At 34.8% G+C, this 16414-nt stretch carries 17 protein-coding genes, 1 other RNA gene and 2 other annotated features; of the genes, 14 read left to right on the forward strand and 4 right to left on the reverse strand.

Annotated features, from left to right (window positions below):
• Positions 1–58: 58 nt before the first annotated feature.
• Positions 59–1378 carry an ISL3 family transposase gene (locus BR50_RS09755; RefSeq protein WP_034545665.1) on the reverse strand — a complete coding sequence of 440 codons (1320 nt, stop codon included), beginning with the start codon at positions 1376–1378 and terminating at the stop codon, positions 59–61.
• Between the two features lie 454 nt (positions 1379–1832).
• Here BR50_RS09755 and BR50_RS09760 point away from each other — a divergent pair, with 454 nt between their 5' ends.
• The 13 genes from BR50_RS09760 to BR50_RS09820 all read left to right on the forward strand — a co-directional run bounded on the left by BR50_RS09760 (position 1833) and on the right by BR50_RS09820 (position 12142).
• Positions 1833–2846, forward strand: coding sequence for a rod shape-determining protein (locus BR50_RS09760; RefSeq protein WP_034548283.1), 1014 nt, complete (start codon positions 1833–1835; stop codon positions 2844–2846).
• Positions 2847–2990: 144 nt separating this feature from the next.
• Entirely contained in the window at positions 2991–3842 is an 852-nt protein-coding gene (mreC, locus tag BR50_RS09765) for a rod shape-determining protein MreC (RefSeq protein ID WP_034548284.1), read from the forward strand.
• Positions 3843–4361, forward strand: coding sequence for a rod shape-determining protein MreD (mreD, locus tag BR50_RS09770; RefSeq protein WP_034548286.1), 519 nt, complete (start codon positions 3843–3845; stop codon positions 4359–4361).
• A gap of 12 nt (positions 4362–4373) precedes the next feature.
• Entirely contained in the window at positions 4374–5108 is a 735-nt protein-coding gene (locus BR50_RS09775) for a septum site-determining protein MinC (RefSeq protein WP_178377446.1), read from the forward strand.
• Positions 5099–5893: a septum site-determining protein MinD gene (minD, locus tag BR50_RS09780; RefSeq protein WP_034548287.1), complete on the forward strand. Its 795-nt coding sequence runs from the start codon at positions 5099–5101 to the stop codon at positions 5891–5893. Before BR50_RS09775 ends, minD begins: the two co-directional genes overlap by 10 nt.
• A 24-nt stretch (positions 5894–5917) precedes the next feature.
• Positions 5918–6171 (forward strand) — a binding site (T-box leader).
• Between the two features lie 95 nt (positions 6172–6266).
• Positions 6267–7064 (forward strand): amino acid ABC transporter substrate-binding protein, encoded by a 798-nt coding sequence (locus tag BR50_RS09785; RefSeq protein ID WP_034548289.1) that lies wholly within the window; start codon positions 6267–6269, stop codon positions 7062–7064.
• Between the two features lie 110 nt (positions 7065–7174).
• The gene (locus tag BR50_RS09790; protein WP_034548292.1) at positions 7175–7810 is read left to right on the forward strand and encodes an amino acid ABC transporter permease; all 636 of its coding nucleotides are present in this window, start codon (positions 7175–7177) and stop codon (positions 7808–7810) included.
• A 13-nt stretch (positions 7811–7823) separates the two neighbouring features.
• Entirely contained in the window at positions 7824–8501 is a 678-nt protein-coding gene (locus BR50_RS09795; RefSeq protein WP_034548294.1) for an amino acid ABC transporter ATP-binding protein, read from the forward strand.
• Positions 8502–8610: 109 nt separating this feature from the next.
• Positions 8611–8682 (forward strand) — a sequence feature (ribosomal protein L21 leader region).
• 15 nt (positions 8683–8697) lie between these two features.
• On the forward strand, positions 8698–9006 hold the full coding sequence (gene rplU / locus BR50_RS09800; protein ID WP_034548296.1) for a 50S ribosomal protein L21: 309 nt from the start codon (positions 8698–8700) through the stop codon (positions 9004–9006).
• Positions 9007–9023: 17 nt separating this feature from the next.
• On the forward strand, positions 9024–9359 hold the full coding sequence (locus BR50_RS09805; RefSeq protein WP_034548299.1) for a ribosomal-processing cysteine protease Prp: 336 nt from the start codon (positions 9024–9026) through the stop codon (positions 9357–9359).
• Between the two features lie 28 nt (positions 9360–9387).
• Positions 9388–9672 carry a 50S ribosomal protein L27 gene (gene rpmA, locus BR50_RS09810; protein ID WP_034548302.1) on the forward strand — a complete coding sequence of 95 codons (285 nt, stop codon included), beginning with the start codon at positions 9388–9390 and terminating at the stop codon, positions 9670–9672.
• 246 nt (positions 9673–9918) lie between these two features.
• Positions 9919–10926 carry a class I SAM-dependent methyltransferase gene (locus BR50_RS09815; RefSeq protein ID WP_034548304.1) on the forward strand — a complete coding sequence of 336 codons (1008 nt, stop codon included), beginning with the start codon at positions 9919–9921 and terminating at the stop codon, positions 10924–10926.
• 25 nt (positions 10927–10951) lie between these two features.
• Positions 10952–12142, forward strand: a complete 1191-nt coding sequence (locus BR50_RS09820) for an acetate/propionate family kinase (protein ID WP_034548307.1) — start codon at positions 10952–10954, stop codon at positions 12140–12142.
• A gap of 59 nt (positions 12143–12201) precedes the next feature.
• On the opposite strand, the gene BR50_RS09825 is transcribed toward BR50_RS09820, so the two are convergent.
• The 3 genes from BR50_RS09825 to BR50_RS09835 form a co-directional block, all read right to left on the reverse strand.
• Positions 12202–12663 carry a universal stress protein gene (locus BR50_RS09825; protein ID WP_034548310.1) on the reverse strand — a complete coding sequence of 154 codons (462 nt, stop codon included), beginning with the start codon at positions 12661–12663 and terminating at the stop codon, positions 12202–12204.
• Between the two features lie 831 nt (positions 12664–13494).
• A non-coding RNA gene (gene ssrS, locus BR50_RS12655) (6S RNA) lies at positions 13495–13682 on the reverse strand.
• A 90-nt stretch (positions 13683–13772) separates the two neighbouring features.
• Positions 13773–15059: a replication-associated recombination protein A gene (locus BR50_RS09835; protein WP_034548315.1), complete on the reverse strand. Its 1287-nt coding sequence runs from the start codon at positions 15057–15059 to the stop codon at positions 13773–13775.
• 230 nt (positions 15060–15289) lie between these two features.
• Between BR50_RS09835 and BR50_RS09840 the strand changes: the two genes are divergently transcribed.
• Positions 15290–16414 carry a hypothetical protein gene (locus BR50_RS09840; protein WP_034548317.1) on the forward strand — a complete coding sequence of 375 codons (1125 nt, stop codon included), beginning with the start codon at positions 15290–15292 and terminating at the stop codon, positions 16412–16414.

Raw genomic sequence — 16414 nt, forward strand, 5'->3', positions numbered from 1 at the left:
AAAGGCTCTACGTCAAATGGTGTGGATGAGCTAAATTTAGTTGGAAATAACGTCTTGTTTAAGCAGCGTGAGAGAATCTTCTCGCGCTGCTTTTTTTTGCTTTAAAACTAATCAAAATACGACATCTAAAGTTCTGAAAATTCCGATAACCATAAGCAACCCGTTTGATGACTTTTATTTTATTGATTGACCCTTCTAAAGCACCGTTAGAATAGGGATACATAAAAGTATGTTTTATCCTAGGCAAGTGTTTACGCAGGGTTTTAAGGGCAGTCTGCATAAAAGGAGATAACTCTTTAGGAGAAGCCTTAAGTACAAGGTCTTTAAACCCTTTATAGTCATTTTTTTTAGAATAATAAAGAAGATTTTGATACAAATCATACGTCGCTTTAAGAGTCTCGTCGAGCGTAAGTAGGTAGTCGATGATTTCTGTATTCGGTAAAGGTTTTTTAAAGAGTCGTTGATAGCGGTAATCCTTAAAATTTAAGTCGTCTGAATCCTTTAACAGGAGTTGCCAGTACCTTTTAAATTTTCTGTAATTCTTTAAATCTTCTGAATTAGAGGTATGGAATTGTTTCATTGTTTGAACTCTGGTTTGATTCAACGAGCGTGATATCAACTGAACGATATGGAAACGGTCAATGATCACTTTAGCATTAGGAAAGAGATCTTTAACTAATGTAAAGTAGGCCGCGTTCATGTCTACGACAATCGTTTTTACGTTCATCCTCGTCTTATAGGGATAGCGAAGAAAGTGACGGCGTAAAGCTAGTAGCAGCCGAGTTGGCAAGATATCGATTGGTTCATGTGTGTCTGCATTCGAATAAATAAAGCTCATTTTTCCTTCGACGTTTTTAACGGATTGAAATTCATCGAAAGAGAGGTGTTGCGGCAAGGATTTGAAGGTATTTTTAACAGACTGATTGAGTTGTTTCAAGACTCTGTCTACAGTGGTAGGAGAAACAAAATGCCGTTTAGACAGGTCTTTTATAGAAATAGTGTCGGCTAATTCAACCGCGATAGACTGTTTGACCCGTTTAGCGATGAAGCAACCTTCTTCAATTTCAGGAGAACGTGCAACAAAGGTAACACCGCATGCTCTACAAAGAAACCGCTGCTTCTTTAATCGAATAGACGTTGCATAATGAGTCGAACTGACCCATTTAACCCTAGAGGTTAAATACCCATTCTTTACAATAGAGTAGGCGTGGTTCTTCATCCCACAACACTCACAGTGAGTGGGTTTGTACGTTAAAGTGGCATAGAAAACTTTTGATCTGAACCCTTTGATTCGTTTCTCCTCGCAAAATTTTTCATCAAAAAAGATATTTTTATCTTTTAAATCAAGTGCAGTTCGGATACAATTATTATGAGACATATGAATTTTCCTTTCTAGTGGGTTGTCGTGACTTTATTCTAACTGGAAAATTCATTTGTTTCTATTTTTTTATAAAAAAATAGGTGCGAATGAATTTCTTCATCCACACCAAAAATTATACAGCCCAAAAAAACCTGGTGATTTTTCACCAGGTTTTTTTGTTTTTAAATAAAATATAGATTTAAAAACAACTGTCTTATTTTTAAAAGACCATTTCATTTTTATTACTTATATATAGAATTACTTAAATTTATGTTAAAATATAAAAAATACGGATGTCATAACCAGAAAAATACAGTATGATGGTTTCGGTTAGAGCATTCTATTCTTTTTTTTGCTATACTGTTTGAGTGTCTACCGTTTAGTATTAAAATGTTAAAGATACGAGAACTATGAATTTGAAAAATAAAACTTTAAATGTAAAGATCAGGTAGATTTGAGAGGATGAAATCATTTGTTTAGATTTGGTAATAAAGATATTGGAATCGATTTAGGTACTGCAAACACAAATGTGTTTGTTGCAGGAAAAGGAATTGTTTTAAGAGAACCTTCAGTAGTCGCAAAAGATACTGTCACAGGAGAAATAGTTGCAGTTGGAGAAGATGCAAGAAATATGATTGGGAGAACACCTGGTTCAATTGTTGCGATTCGTCCTATGAAAAATGGTGTTATTGCAGATTACGATACCACGGCAGCAATGATGAAATACTACATTGAAAAAGCAATAGGGAAATCAACGTCTAAACCCTTCGTCATGATCTGTGTGCCGAGTGGTGTAACAGAAGTTGAAAAAAGAGCAGTTGTAGATGCTACAAGAATGGCAGGAGCAAAGGATGCATTCATCATTGAAGAACCTTTTGCAGCAGCAATCGGAGCAGGATTACCTGTTATGGATCCTACGGGAAGTATGGTAGTAGATATTGGTGGAGGAACAACGGACGTAGCCACTATTGCACTAGGTGGCATCGTTAGTAGTCGTTCCATTCGTTTAGCAGGAGATCGCATGGATGATGTGATCATTCACTACGTACGTAAAAAATTCAACTTGCTTATAGGTGAGCGCACAGCTGAACAAATTAAAATTCAAATTGGGTGTGCCTCTGTTGAAAAAGCATCAGAATATGGGGTCATGGATATACGTGGTCGTGATTTACTAACAGGACTGCCACAAACGATTGAAATTTCAGCTGTTGATATTGCTGAGGCCATTCAAGAGGTAGTAGAAGGTATCGTTGTTGCTGTTAGGGAAACACTTGAAGAAACTTCACCTGAGATTTCAGCAGACGTCATTGATCACGGAATTGTATTGACCGGTGGTGGAGCATTACTAAAAAATATGGGAGACGTCATCGCTGAAGAAACAGATGTTCCGGTTTTTGTAGCAAATGAACCATTGGATTGTGTAGCACTTGGTACAGGTGATTCACTAAAACACATCAACATGTACAAAAAAAGAGCAAATAGATAAGCAAGCCTAAATAAGGTTATAAAGGTGCGGGAAGTTTATTTTCTTCTCGCATATTTTCATGTAAAAAAGAAATAAGTTAGGCAAGTTATTTAGGTTAACTTATGTTAAAATAAAGGAAGCCTGTAAAATTAATGAGGTGATATTTTGAATCAGTTTTTTTCAAATAAAAAACTAATCATTTTATTAGTAAGTATGATTGTTTCTTTAGGTCTGATAGCTTTTTCAATTACAGGAAGCGGAAATATTCCTATCATTCAACAGCTTACTAATGATATTACAGCAGTTGTATCTCGTGTGGTAGCAAAACCGACGAATGCAGTTGTTGATTTTTTAGAATCAGTAGATGGTCTGAAAAATACGTACGAAGAAAATCAATTGTTAAAATCAAAAATCGATAAATTGTACGAAACAGAAATGGAAATTGCAGATTTAAAACAAAACAACGAAAAACTCAAAGAGCAATTAAGTTTGATCGATACATTATCTGATTACGAATCCATTAATGGAGAAGTATTAAGTCGTAACCCTGACAGTTGGGTCGATAAAATCGTAGTCGACAAAGGAAGTCAAAATGGTATCGAATTAGACATGTCTGTGATGTCGGGCAATGGACTGATAGGGCGTGTTGTTGAAGTCAATCCTACTAGTTCTAAAATTCAATTAGTAACAACGTTAGATCAAAATAATAATCGAGTTGCTGCTTCTGTTGATACAGATGATGGAGTCATACACGGTATCGTTAATGGGTATGATGCTGAAACAAATCGGTTGATCTTGAAACAAGTTACCACCGAAGCGGAATTAAAAGAAGGTGACAAAGTTATGACTTCTGGTTTAGGAGGCATAGCTCCTAGCGCACTACTGATTGGAACAATTGATGAAGTTAAATTAGATTCTTTTGGACTGTCTCAGGAAGCCTACATCGTCCCGGCAGCAGATACAAATGATATTCGTTACGTGACATTTATTAAACGAACCGCTGAAAGTGGTGAGTAAATGATAGAGAATTGGAAAACTTCTACTTTGATTCCATTAGTTATTACCTTTTTCTTTTTGTTGGATGGTATATTGACTGTTATTTTTTCAGAGCAATTTCTTGAAGGTACGAAGGTAATGACTCCAAGACTAATCGTCTTAGTTCTTATTTTGATGTCTTTTTATATACCAAGGAGTAGGATGCTCGTATACAGTATTATTTTTGGATTGGTTTATGATAGTTATTATGTAGGGATTCTTGGTGTATATGTCCTTTTATTTCCTTTAGTTGTTTACTTAACGGAAAAAATGAAAAAAGTTCTCAATCCGAATCCTATCGTTATTGGTATGATGATCATTGTTAATTTAAGCCTAATAGAAACTTACCTTTACCTATTTTATCAAGTATTAGGTTACACAACAATTAATTGGGCAACGTTTTTGGCAGACCGATTGGGACCAACGTTGCTATTAAATTTAGTCTTATTTATTGCAGTATTTTATCCTTTGAAAAAAACTATTGAACGTATTCAAGAATAGTAGACAGTAATAATGGCAAACATTTTGGCTGAGGGAGTTGTTAAAGTGAAACAAAGTGTGACGTTAAAAGGAACTAAGGGCAGCTTTGTATTAAGCTTAGATGAAGCAGCTTCTTTTGTATCCATCATGAAAGAATTAAATGAATTACTGGAACATCTGAATAGTGAACAAAAAAGGTCTAAAGAAGTTCAAAAAGAAATTCTTTTAGAGATAAAAACAGGAAACAGACTACTGTCTCAAGAACAGCAAGAATTAATAATTGAAGAAATAAATTCCAATAGTACCTTTTTAATAAAAACAATCACTTCTAGCGTAGTGACAGTTACAAAAGCTATCGAGTGGCAAAAAACGGTCAGTTTACAAATGGAAGTTCAAACAATCAGAAGCGGACAAGTTTTGACAGCACCAGGCAATCTTCTTTTTATAGGGAAGGTCCATCCAGGCGGAATGCTTCGAGCTAAGGGAAGTATTTTTATTATTGGAGAACTGATGGGAACCGCTCATGCTGGATTTGAAGGCAACATAAATTCTGTGATCGTTGCCGACTTTCATACAAATGCTCAGATCAGAATTGCAGATAATGTGCAAATTGTAGAGAAAAAGAATGAGCATCCAGACAATGTTAGAAAAAATGAATTTGCCTTTATAAATGATTTACATATTCTGGATTTTCATTCATTAGAGCAATTAAAAAAGATACGTCCAAATCTAGATAAAGTGATAGGGGGATTAAGCGAATGGGTATAGCAATCGTTATTACATCCGGAAAAGGCGGGGTAGGTAAAACAACTTCCACTGCAAATATAGGTACAGCTCTGGCTCTTCAAGGAAAGAGAGTTTGTCTGATCGATATGGATATTGGGCTAAGAAATTTAGATGTTATTCTTGGTCTAGAAAATCGTATTATTTATGATATTGTTGATGTAGTAGAGGGTCGTACAAAATTGCATCAAGCTATTATAAAGGATAAACGTTTCAATGATAACCTTTATTTACTTCCTGCAGCTCAAAATGCAGATAAAAATGATATAAATGGACAACAAATGATTGAAATTGTATCTGAATTAAAAAAAGAATATGATTATATTTTAATTGATTGTCCGGCAGGCATTGAACAAGGTTTCCAAAATTCGATTGCAGCAGCAGATCAAGCAATCCTTGTAACAACGCCCGAAATATCTGCTATACGTGATGCAGACCGCATTATTGGCCTTTTAGAGCAGACTGAACTTGAACCGCCACGTTTAATCATTAACCGTATCCGTAAACGAATGATGCAAGATGGAGAAGTAATGGATATCGATGAAATAACCAGGCATTTATCCATTGAGTTATTAGGAATTGTTTTTGATGATGATGATGTTGTTCGTTCTTCTAATAAAGGAGACCCTATTGTTTTAAATCCAAAGAATCCAGCTTCTCAAGGATACCGCAATATCGCTCGTCGTGTTTTAGGGGAAACAGTACCTTTAATGACATTAACAAAAGAAAAACCAACTTTTTGGCAAAAAATATTTGGCAAGCGTAAATAATTGTGCTATAGTATTAAAAAATGATTAAAAGCATTGAAGAGAAAAAGTAAGTTTAGAAACTTTCTAGAGAGATTGCGGCGGTGGGAGCAATTAAGGAACTATACTGAAAACACATCTCTGAGCTGACAATTGAACGTAGCGTTACTACAAGTAAATTGATTCGGGAGTACCCGTTATAGTACTAGTGTTTAGCAGTTGTGAACGCGATGAGGTAGTTTTCTGTGAAGAGGCTACGAATAAAGGTGGAACCACGATAATTGACATCAATCGTCCTTTGATTTTCTTAATAAAAGAAAATCAAAGGATTTTTTTGTTTTTCAGGACTGCAGTCTGGAAAAAATAAACAATATGAATAAAAGGGAGAGAATATAAAATGAAAAATACACTAGCAAAGGTAGCTTTTGGTTTAGGAATGGCAACAGTATTAGTAGGATGTGGAGCAGAAGAAACAACAAAGGATTCATTTGATCAAATCAAAGAAGAAGGTACTTTAGTCGTAGGTTTGGACGATACTTTTGCTCCGATGGGCTTTCGTGATAGCAACGGGGATATTGTAGGATTCGATGTGGATCTGGCAAATGAAGTAGCTGAAAAGCTAGATGTAGAGGTTGAATTTCAACCTATTGATTGGGCTTTAAAGGAAACAGAATTAAAAAGTGGAAATATTGATGTGATATGGAATGGCTATACGATTACTGAAGAAAGAAAAAAACAAGTTGATTTTAGTTCACCCTATTTAGAAAACAGTCAAATTATTATTGTGTTAGAGGATAGTGAAATTCAAACTAAAGAAGATTTAAGTGGGAAAGTAGTTTCTGCTCAACAATCTTCAAGTGCTGTAGAAGCTATTAATGCTGATGAGTCAAATATAGTAGAAGAATTTGCAGACCAAGACGTGGTTCTATATCCTTCTAATAATGACGTTTTTAATGATTTAGCTTCTGGAAGAAGCGAAGCTATTGTTGTTGATGAAACGCTTGGACGTTACTATATGAAGCAAAATAAAGAAATTAGTTATCGTGTTCTAGAGGATAATTTTGGAGAAGAAGAATACGCAGTTGGCATGCGTAAAGAAGATGATAAATTAACAGAAGCTATTGATAATGCATTGGATGAAATGAAAGCAGATGGTACATTTGATGAAATATATGCGAAATGGTTTGCTGAGTAAAAAGGTGAAATAAAATACTGTATTAACTGAAACGAGAAGTAACTTTGGAGCAAATTAAAAGTAAATGGATCACAGAATAAATTTAAACTAAGAAAAGGGTGAATAAAGAAATGGATTTAATAGCCGAGATAACGCCTAACTTGTTAGAGGGGTTAAAGACAACCTTATTACTATTTTTAATTATCGTTATCGTAACTATCCCGTTAGGGTTTTTGGTTGCTTGTGTAAGAGTTTATGCTCCAAAATGGATATCATGGATCATACAAGTTTATATTTACATCATGAGAGGAACACCATTGCTGTTACAATTGATGGTCGTATTTTTTGGATTGCCACTTGTGGGCATAACATTTGACCGTTTTTCAGCTGCTGTTTTCACGTTTATAATAAATTATGCAGCTTATTATGCAGAAATATTTCGTGGCGGTATCTTGTCTATTCCAAAAGGTCAATTTGAAGCCCTTAAAGTATTGGGTATTGGAAAATTAAATGGATTTAGAAAAATTATTATCCCACAAGTTATGCGAGTGGTGTTGCCATCAGTAGGAAATGAAGTTATCGCATTAGTAAAAGATACATCACTTATTTATATTTTAGGGATCGGTGAATTATTGCGAGCGGGTCAAATTGCAGCCAATACTTACGCCTCACTACTTCCCTACGCAGCAGTTGGAGCCATTTATTTGATGGTCACTGGATTAGTAACTTTACTATTAAATGCTATAGAGAAGAAGTCAAACTATTAAGGAGGCGGTTGAAATGGGATTGAAAGCAACGAACTTGACGAAACAGTTCAATGGAATTGACGTTATAAGAAATTTTGATTTTACGATTGAGGCTGGAGAAATTGTTACACTCGTTGGTAAATCAGGAACAGGAAAGACTACCTTAATGCGATCATTGAATCAACTTGAAAAAGTAGATAATGGAACGATTGCAATTGATGATAATTATTTATGCCGTGAAACATCTGAGGGTAAAACAGAATATGTTTCCAGAAAAGAGCGAACAAGCTATAATAACCAAATAGGTATGGTATTTCAAGATTATCAACTGTTCCCTAATTTAACAGTTATAAAAAATTGCATTGAAGCACCGTTAGATCAAAAATTAATGACAAAAGAACAAGCAATTGAAAAAGCAGAATTGCTTTTGACACAAATGAAAATTTTAGATAAAAAAGATGAATATCCTAGTACTTTATCAGGAGGACAACAGCAGCGTGTGGCAATAGCTAGAGCGATGATGCTTAACCCTAAGATTCTTTGCTTTGATGAACCAACTTCTGCCTTAGACCGCGAATCATCTAATGAAGTAGGAAAAATGATCCAATCAATCGCTTTGTCAGGTACAGGTATCTTAATTGTCACACATGATATAGAATTTGCTAATGCATTTGGAACAAGAGTAGTATCCTCAGATGAATTTTTGCAATAAAAAGAAATTTAAAATACTGCTGTTTTAATCTTTTAAAGATTCGGCATAAAGTATGTATTGACGAAGGTAATACAATTTGGTATGATGTTAATGTTGTAAATGTGTAGCACCACAGCTACAACCGCACTGGAATGAGTTTAAGTCCATAACGGCACTCATGACGGCGAGTCTAAGTCTAATAAGGAGGTGCGAAAGAATGTACGCAATTATCAAAACAGGTGGAAAACAAATTAAAGTTGAGGTTGGCCAAGAAATCTACATTGAAAAATTGAATGTTGAAGCTGGTGAAACTGTAGTCTTTGAAGAAGTTGTCTTAATTGGTGGAGAAGAAACAAAAGTTGGAGCTCCAACTATTGTAGGAGCTACTGTTGAAGGTACTGTTGAAAAACATGGTCTTCAAAAGAAAGTTACGACTTTTATCTACAAACCTAAAAAACATAGTCACCGTAAACAAGGTCACCGTCAACCATATACAAAAGTTACTATCAACGCAATCAACGCATAAGAAAGTGGTGTTCCAATATGATTCAAGCATTCTTTAACCGTAATAACAAAGAAGACATTGTTTCCTTTGAAGTTACAGGACATGCAGAGTCTGGACCCTACGGCAGCGATATCGTATGTGCAGCTGTTTCAGCATTAGTTATTGGAACAACAAATAGCATTTCTGCTTTATCAGGCGTTTCTCCATTAGTAGAAACAAATGAAGAAGTGGAAGGCGGCTATTTATATGTTGAACTTTTAAGCGAATTAACTGAAGAACAGTCGAAAATTTCACAAATTCTTCTCGAGAGCCTGCTTCTTTCCTTAACGGGAATAGTTGAAGAGTATCCAGAATATGTCAAACTTGCACAGTAAAAAAATTATAATAGGAGGTGCAACTCATATGTTAAAAATGAATTTACAATTCTTCGCCCATAAAAAAGGTGGCGGTTCTACAACTAACGGACGCGACTCAAATTCTAAACGTTTAGGTGCTAAACGTGCAGATGGACAAACTGTTTCAGGTGGTTCAATTTTATTCCGTCAACGCGGAACTAAAATTTATCCAGGTGTTAACGTTGGAATTGGTGGAGATGATACTTTGTTTGCAAAATGTGACGGAGTTGTTCGTTTCGAACGCAAAGGCCGCGACAAAAAACAAGTTTCAGTTTATCCAGTAGCCCAATAATTTAAAATGAAAAGCTCTTCTACTCTTAGAAGAGCTTTTTTGATTATAGAGATAAAAATAGCAGTAGGAATAACCAAGATTAGCGAAGCTTAGTTTCTTTTAAGAATATACTAACTTCATGCTTGAAACCGCATAACTTATTCGTTAGAATGAAAGGGTAGCGCTTTTTTAACAGAGGCTAATTTTATTTTATATAGGGCTAATACTAAGGTAATGCAAAAGAAAAAAGGAAAGAGGTTGACCTTATTGTCTCAAAAAGAAATTGAACAATTATTTAATCAATTAGATACTTCAGCCCAACTTTTGCAAAAGGAATTAGATGTTTCTTATTTAGAGGCTCTTTCAGAAACTGGTGAAAATATTCTAGGCAATAAGATTCCTCATCAGATCGATGATGTTCCTTCGGATGAAGTAGTTGGAAAACTAACTCAAATTTACAAAGAAGTTGCGTTAGATAGTATGGAAGCTGAAGATATTCGAAAGGCAATTCAATTAGCTCTTTTGAAAGCTTCAAAGACGGATGTATTGCAGCCGAATCACCAAATGACTCCAGATGCCATTGGTTTTATTTTAAACTATTTAATTGAAAAATTGATCAGTGGTAAATTGGAAAAGGTTCGTTTACTTGATCCTGCTGTAGGAATGGGAAATCTGTTATCAACTGTTTATAACGGCTTAGTTTCAAAAAAAATATCAGTAGAAGCAGAAGGCGTCGATAATGATGATTTGCTTCTAACACTTGCATCAGTCAGTACTACTATGCAAAGGCAAAATGTCACATTGACACACCAAGATGCAATACAAGATCTCTTAATGGATCCTGTTGACGTTGTTGTGAGCGACTTGCCGGTCGGCTACTATCCATTAGATGAAAAAGCTGAAAAATTTAAAACAGCGGCAAAAAATGGTCATTCTTATGCTCATCATTTATTCATTGAGCAAAGCTTACATTATTTGAAAGATGGCGGATTTGGAATCTTTTTGGTTCCTGCTCAATTATTTGAAACAGATGAGACACCAGGACTGATGAAGATGATCCAAGAAGAAGCCTTTTTACAAGGGATGTTGAACTTGCCAAATGAATTATTTAAGACTAGGAATTCACGCAAATCAATTCTCGTGATTCAAAAAAAGGGGAATAATGTCAAACAAGCCAAACAAGTATTGTTAGCACAAATTCCGGATTTTAAAAATCAAAAGGCTATGCTTAAATTTATGCAAGAAGTGGATAGTTGGAAAAAAGAAAATATATAAAAATTTGAATTAGGAGATGGAAAATATGTCAAAAACAATTGCAATCAATGCAGGTAGTTCAAGTTTGAAATTTACCTTATATGAAATGCCAGCTGAGGAAGAAATCGCTTCAGGAATAATTGAAAGAATTGGTTTAAACAACTCGATTTTCACGACAAAATATGCCGGTGAAAAATACAAAGTTATTGAAGACATAAAAAACCATGAAATAGCTATTCAAATGGTATTAGATAAATTAATCGAACTAAAAGTTATTGCAAACTACGAAGAAATTACAGGTGTTGGACACCGTGTAGTAGCTGGTGGGGAATTGTTTAAAGATTCAGCATTGATTACTGATGAAGTATTAGCACAAATTGAAAGTTTAGCTGAATTTGCTCCATTACACAATCCAGCAAATGCTACAGGAATCAAAGCATTCAAAAAATTATTGCCAAATATTACTAGTGTAGCTGTTTTTGATACTTCATTCCATACAACAATGCCTAAAGAAAACTACTTATACAGTCTCCCGATGGAGTACTATACCGACTTTTCAGCGCGTAAATATGGAGCACACGGTACATCACATAAATATGTTTCAGAACGTGCAGCTGAAATGTTAGGCAAACCGCTTGAAGAGACTAAACTTATTACATGTCATTTGGGTAATGGCGGATCTATTACTGCTGTTAAAGGTGGAAAATCGATCGACACATCTATGGGATTCACTCCTCTAGCTGGTATCACAATGGGTACTCGTACTGGGGACATTGACGCATCACTATTACCTTTCTTAATGAACAAATTAAATATCACCGACATCAATGATATGATTTACATTTTAAATAATAAATCTGGCTTACTAGGTCTTTCTCATATTTCAAGCGATATGCGTGATGTTGAAGAAGCTGCCGAAAAAGGAAATGAAGATGCTCAAACAGCGTTAGATATTTTCTATAATCGTGTTCAAAAATATATTGGACAATATTTTGCTATCTTAAATGGTGCAGATGCAATTGTCTTTACTGCCGGAATTGGTGAAAATTCTCCAGAAACACGCCAAATTATTATTGATGGTATGAACTGGTTTGGTGCTGAGATCGATGCAGAAGCAAATAATGTTCGTGGAAAAGAACGCATCATTTCTACTCCAGAATCAAAAGTTAAAGTATTATTGATTCCTACAGATGAAGAAATTATGATTGCTCGTGATGTTGAAAGATTACGTGCCTAATTAATAAATAAAAGCAAAAAAACAACCATTATTTGGTTGTTTTTTTGCTATTTTAATAACTATTGATTTTTCTTGTTTTCCAAATCTGTCCGTACGATTAAAACGTCACAATTAGCGTGCCGAATAACGTATTCTGAAACGGAACCTATGAAAATACGTTCTACAGCATTTAAACCAGTTGCTCCCAACATGATTAAATCAATTTTTTGATCTTCAGGAACTTGTTTTGCGATCAACACTTTTGGAGATCCGTATTCAATAGAATAAGTAACATCCTGAACACGATGGTTTTTTGCGTAACGTACATACTCTTCTAAGGTGTTTCTAGCTTGTTCACTAGCTTTATCAGCCATATCACCATCGAAAGTAGAAATGCTTTGAAATGCTCGAGTATCAATAACATGTGCAAGAACTAAAGCAGCAGAATTACGAACTGCAACTTGTACAGCCTTTTTGAAAGCTGTTTCAGCCTCAGCTGAACCATCGACAGCGACTAAGATCCGATTATATTGTTGTAACATAGACATCCACTCCATTCCTCATGATAAGATAAATGAATAACTTTTTTGCTAACTTCATTGTACTCTAAATGTAACCAGTTTCAAAGAGATATGAAATAAGAGGTGGATTAAATTTTTAAGGATAGGCTATCAATGATATTACATACGTTTATTTAAATTGAAAATAAAAAAAAGCATGGTAAGCATTACAAAGAGTAAAACGCTAAAAGCCAACCAATTTGGATGAAAGAAGACGAGTATGAGAGAACCAAGCCCTCCAATGAAGAAAAGAGCACCGTATAGTTTGAAAAAAGTCATTTTTTTTGATGGAATTTCTTTACTAGTATTTGGTAAAAGTACGACAGCTTTACCAGTATAGAAAAAGTATGCTGCATAGATCAATAAGAGTGAAAAAATAAAAAATAACACAGATAATAGCATAATGAAACCTTCTTTCAATAAAAATAAGTATATGTTAAGCATACCATATATCAATTTAAAGTTAAGAAAAAGTCAAAAGAGACTTGAAAAAAAGGGGGCTGTATAATTTTTGGTGTTGATAGACTTGATCTAATGGCATTACTTACCCAAAATTTTTGTAGGAATAGGGTTGCTTGTAGACTAAAATGAAGCACTGTGGGCAAATAACGCCCAAGTGTATCATGTTTGTAAGCTGCTAAAGCAGCAACAACCATGACAAATTTTGGTTTTAGGCTTCAGGTGTTCCCTTGGCTCTCCACAAGCAAACCCGTCCATTCCAGAAGAAATTTTTTTGAAGCATCTACGCCATTTGTTGTAGAAAAAAAGCCATTCAATTAAGAATGACTTTAAAAGTTTTAAACTTTTTTTAATAAGAAATCCGATGATGCCGTTGATATGCTCAGTTAGTCTTGAACCCGCAAGTAGCAGGTGGGCTCCGCTGTCAATCTTCTAACTACCAAGTGAAAAGGCTTGTTATCCGATTGAATCAGTTTGGATCCCAAGGTAATATTAATTGTTCGGTCAACACATGTTGAGCAAAACGAGCATCTCAGAAATCTTATACTTATAGTAGCATATGCAAATGTTATTGTCAATTATTCGCCTATTATTTGTTTGTTGAAAGTTGATTAAAACAACAAAGAAAGCGGTTATTTAGAATTATTTCTCTTTTTCTTAGAATTAATAGACTCATATTGTTTTGCTAAGGTATCCTCATATTTTCCAGTGTGATTTGGAATATAATAGGATGCTTTTTTCAGTTTGTCAGGTAGATATTGCTGATTTACCCATGCACCAGGATAGCCATGTGGATAAAGGTAATTCACACCGCGTCCAAGTTTTGTTGCTCCATTATAATGAGAGTCTCTCAAATGATCTGGTACATCTCCGCTTTTGCCAGCCCGTACATCTTGTAAGGCTGCATCGATTGCTACGTAAGACGAATTTGATTTTGGAGAAAGGCATAAATCAACGACTACATTCGCTAAAGGGATCCTGGCCTCTGGAAAGCCTAATTTTTCAGCTGCTTGAACGGCAGTTACCGTTCTGGAAGCCGCCGAAGGATTAGCCAGCCCTATATCTTCGTAAGCAATGACCATTAAGCGTCTAGAAATGATGGGTAAATCGCCAGCTTCAATCAGCCTTGCCAGATAATGCATAGCCGCATTAACATCGCTTCCGCGAATTGATTTTTGTAAAGCTGAGATGACATCATAATGAGCATCTCCGTCTTTATCATGCGTCAAAGCTTTTTTTTGGATACATTCTTCTGCAATATCTAAGGTGATGTTTATCGTACCTTGCTCATTTGGAGCTGTCGATTTGATTGCCAGTTCTAAGCTGTTCAAAGAACTTCTTAAATCTCCGTTTGTAGCTCTTGAGAAGTGTAGCAATGCTTCATCTGTTATAGCTACATTTTCTTTTCCAAAGCCTTTTTCTGAGTCATTTACTGCACTCCATAAAGCATGCTGGATATCTTCATTAGAAAGAGGCTTAAGTTCGAAAATTTGTGTTCTGCTACGGATGGCAGGATTGATCGTTATATATGGATTTTCTGTGGTTGCCCCGATCAAAATGATTCGTCCATTTTCTAAGTGCGGCAATAAGAAATCTTGTTTAGGTTTATCTAAACGATGGACTTCGTCTAAAAGCAAAATAACAGTACCGCTCATTTTAGCTTCTTCCACGACAATTTGCAGGTCTTTTTTTGTATCGCTCGCAGCATTTAGAGTTCTAAAAGCAAATTTTGTTGTACCAGCAATAGCACTGGCAATACTTGTTTTACCAATTCCAGGGGGACCGTATAAAATCATCGATGAGAGCATTTTTGCTTCTACCATGCGTCGAATAATTTTTCCTTTTCCAACTAAGTGTTGCTGTCCTACAATATTATCGATATGAGTAGGCCTCATACGATAAGCTAAAGGTTGATTCATAAAGTATCCTCCCACTAACATTCTTACTGCTAGTATACCACTGTGATTAATGGGATTCTACAAGAAAGAACACTTGTTTGATTGGGGGGTCAAGTTACTTTTAGAAAGTTAGTAGAATGTTTGGTTTGGCTTTTCTCTGATTATTTGCGATAATGTTTAGGAGCTCATTTATTTTGATTAGAATTGGTTGATCGTAATTATGGTAAAGGTAGAAAGAAAGGAACTTTTTAATGAATAAAAAAAAAGAAACGGATCGTCTTACTGGCCCATCAAAAGCTAAGAATAGAAACCAACTTAACCTCTTTTTAAAAACAGGCAGAGTCATTTTAAAAAAGGTAACAGAAAATAAAAAAAGTGAAACAAAAATTCCACATACAAAGCAGCAGGTAAATGAGAAAGTGGCAATAGGATATTACTTAAAAGAACATAAAATGCTGCAACAAGCTAAGCAAGAAGCAGAAATTATTTTAATGGATGCCTTTCGGCAATCAGAAGAAATGTATCAAGAAGTTCAAAAAGATATAAAAAAGGCCAAACAGGAAGTGGAATTAAAAAAAAGACACTCCTTTGAACAATACAATAAAGAAATAATCGAAGCAAAAAAGATTACTCAAAAAGCTGAACAAAAGGCGGATAATATAATTGCCTCAACTCATCTAAAAGCAACGCAAGCAGAAGAGGAACTTTTACTAAAAAAAGCCGTTTTCCAGCAGGAAATAGATAGAGAATTAGAAAAACTAGTAAAAGAAAAAGAATGGTTTGAACTGTACCAGCAACAAGTACAAGAAACGATCGAAAGAAAAGAAAAAGCCCTTTTTCTTGAAAGTCGAAAAAAAATAGAATATGAACAAGTAGAGAAAGAAAAATTACAAAATAAAATAAATTATTTAAAAATAGTGAACGCTAAACGAAAAATAAATTCTTACCGAATTGGGTTAGCCATTTTTGGATGTGCAGTTATCTTAAGTACATTATTGTCTTTGTTTAGACAGTCGATACCCGTAGTTTCTTTTATTAATCTATGTTTAGTATTTGTGATTGCCTGCTTAGCTTTTGCATTGGTTTACATCAACTTAGCAGATGGAAAAAACGAACAAAAAATCAAACGAATCTGTTCTCAGAACGCGTCATTAATTGATAAAAATAAAGAATTCGTTGAAATAATAGATAATCTTGAAAAAGATGCAAAAAAATTGATCAAAGAAAAGATCGAACTGGAAAGAACAAAACGTCATTCACAAGATAATATTGAGTTTTTAAAAATTATGCAGGCTGATTTGAAAAATTCTGAAATGTACCGTAGAGTATTGGAATCAGAGAACGCAGCTTTAAGAAAACATCTAATCAACGTCTAA

Origin of the sequence: Carnobacterium alterfunditum DSM 5972 (assembly GCF_000744115.1) — a bacterium.
Classification (GTDB): Bacteria; Bacillota; Bacilli; order Lactobacillales; family Carnobacteriaceae; genus Carnobacterium_B; species Carnobacterium_B alterfunditum.

Coding starts and splice junctions, on each gene's coding strand:
- BR50_RS09755 (WP_034545665.1), bottom strand. CDS start 1,378: ATGTCTCATAATAATTGTATCCGAACTGCACTTGATTTAAAAGATAAA.
- mreD (WP_034548286.1), top strand. CDS start 3,843: ATGATAGAGAATTGGAAAACTTCTACTTTGATTCCATTAGTTATTACC.
- BR50_RS09775 (WP_178377446.1), top strand. CDS start 4,374: ATGGCAAACATTTTGGCTGAGGGAGTTGTTAAAGTGAAACAAAGTGTG.
- minD (WP_034548287.1), top strand. CDS start 5,099: ATGGGTATAGCAATCGTTATTACATCCGGAAAAGGCGGGGTAGGTAAA.
- BR50_RS09785 (WP_034548289.1), top strand. CDS start 6,267: ATGAAAAATACACTAGCAAAGGTAGCTTTTGGTTTAGGAATGGCAACA.
- BR50_RS09790 (WP_034548292.1), top strand. CDS start 7,175: ATGGATTTAATAGCCGAGATAACGCCTAACTTGTTAGAGGGGTTAAAG.
- BR50_RS09795 (WP_034548294.1), top strand. CDS start 7,824: ATGGGATTGAAAGCAACGAACTTGACGAAACAGTTCAATGGAATTGAC.
- rplU (WP_034548296.1), top strand. CDS start 8,698: ATGTACGCAATTATCAAAACAGGTGGAAAACAAATTAAAGTTGAGGTT.
- BR50_RS09805 (WP_034548299.1), top strand. CDS start 9,024: ATGATTCAAGCATTCTTTAACCGTAATAACAAAGAAGACATTGTTTCC.
- rpmA (WP_034548302.1), top strand. CDS start 9,388: ATGTTAAAAATGAATTTACAATTCTTCGCCCATAAAAAAGGTGGCGGT.
- BR50_RS09820 (WP_034548307.1), top strand. CDS start 10,952: ATGTCAAAAACAATTGCAATCAATGCAGGTAGTTCAAGTTTGAAATTT.
- BR50_RS09825 (WP_034548310.1), bottom strand. CDS start 12,663: ATGTTACAACAATATAATCGGATCTTAGTCGCTGTCGATGGTTCAGCT.
- BR50_RS09835 (WP_034548315.1), bottom strand. CDS start 15,059: ATGAATCAACCTTTAGCTTATCGTATGAGGCCTACTCATATCGATAAT.
- BR50_RS09840 (WP_034548317.1), top strand. CDS start 15,290: ATGAATAAAAAAAAAGAAACGGATCGTCTTACTGGCCCATCAAAAGCT.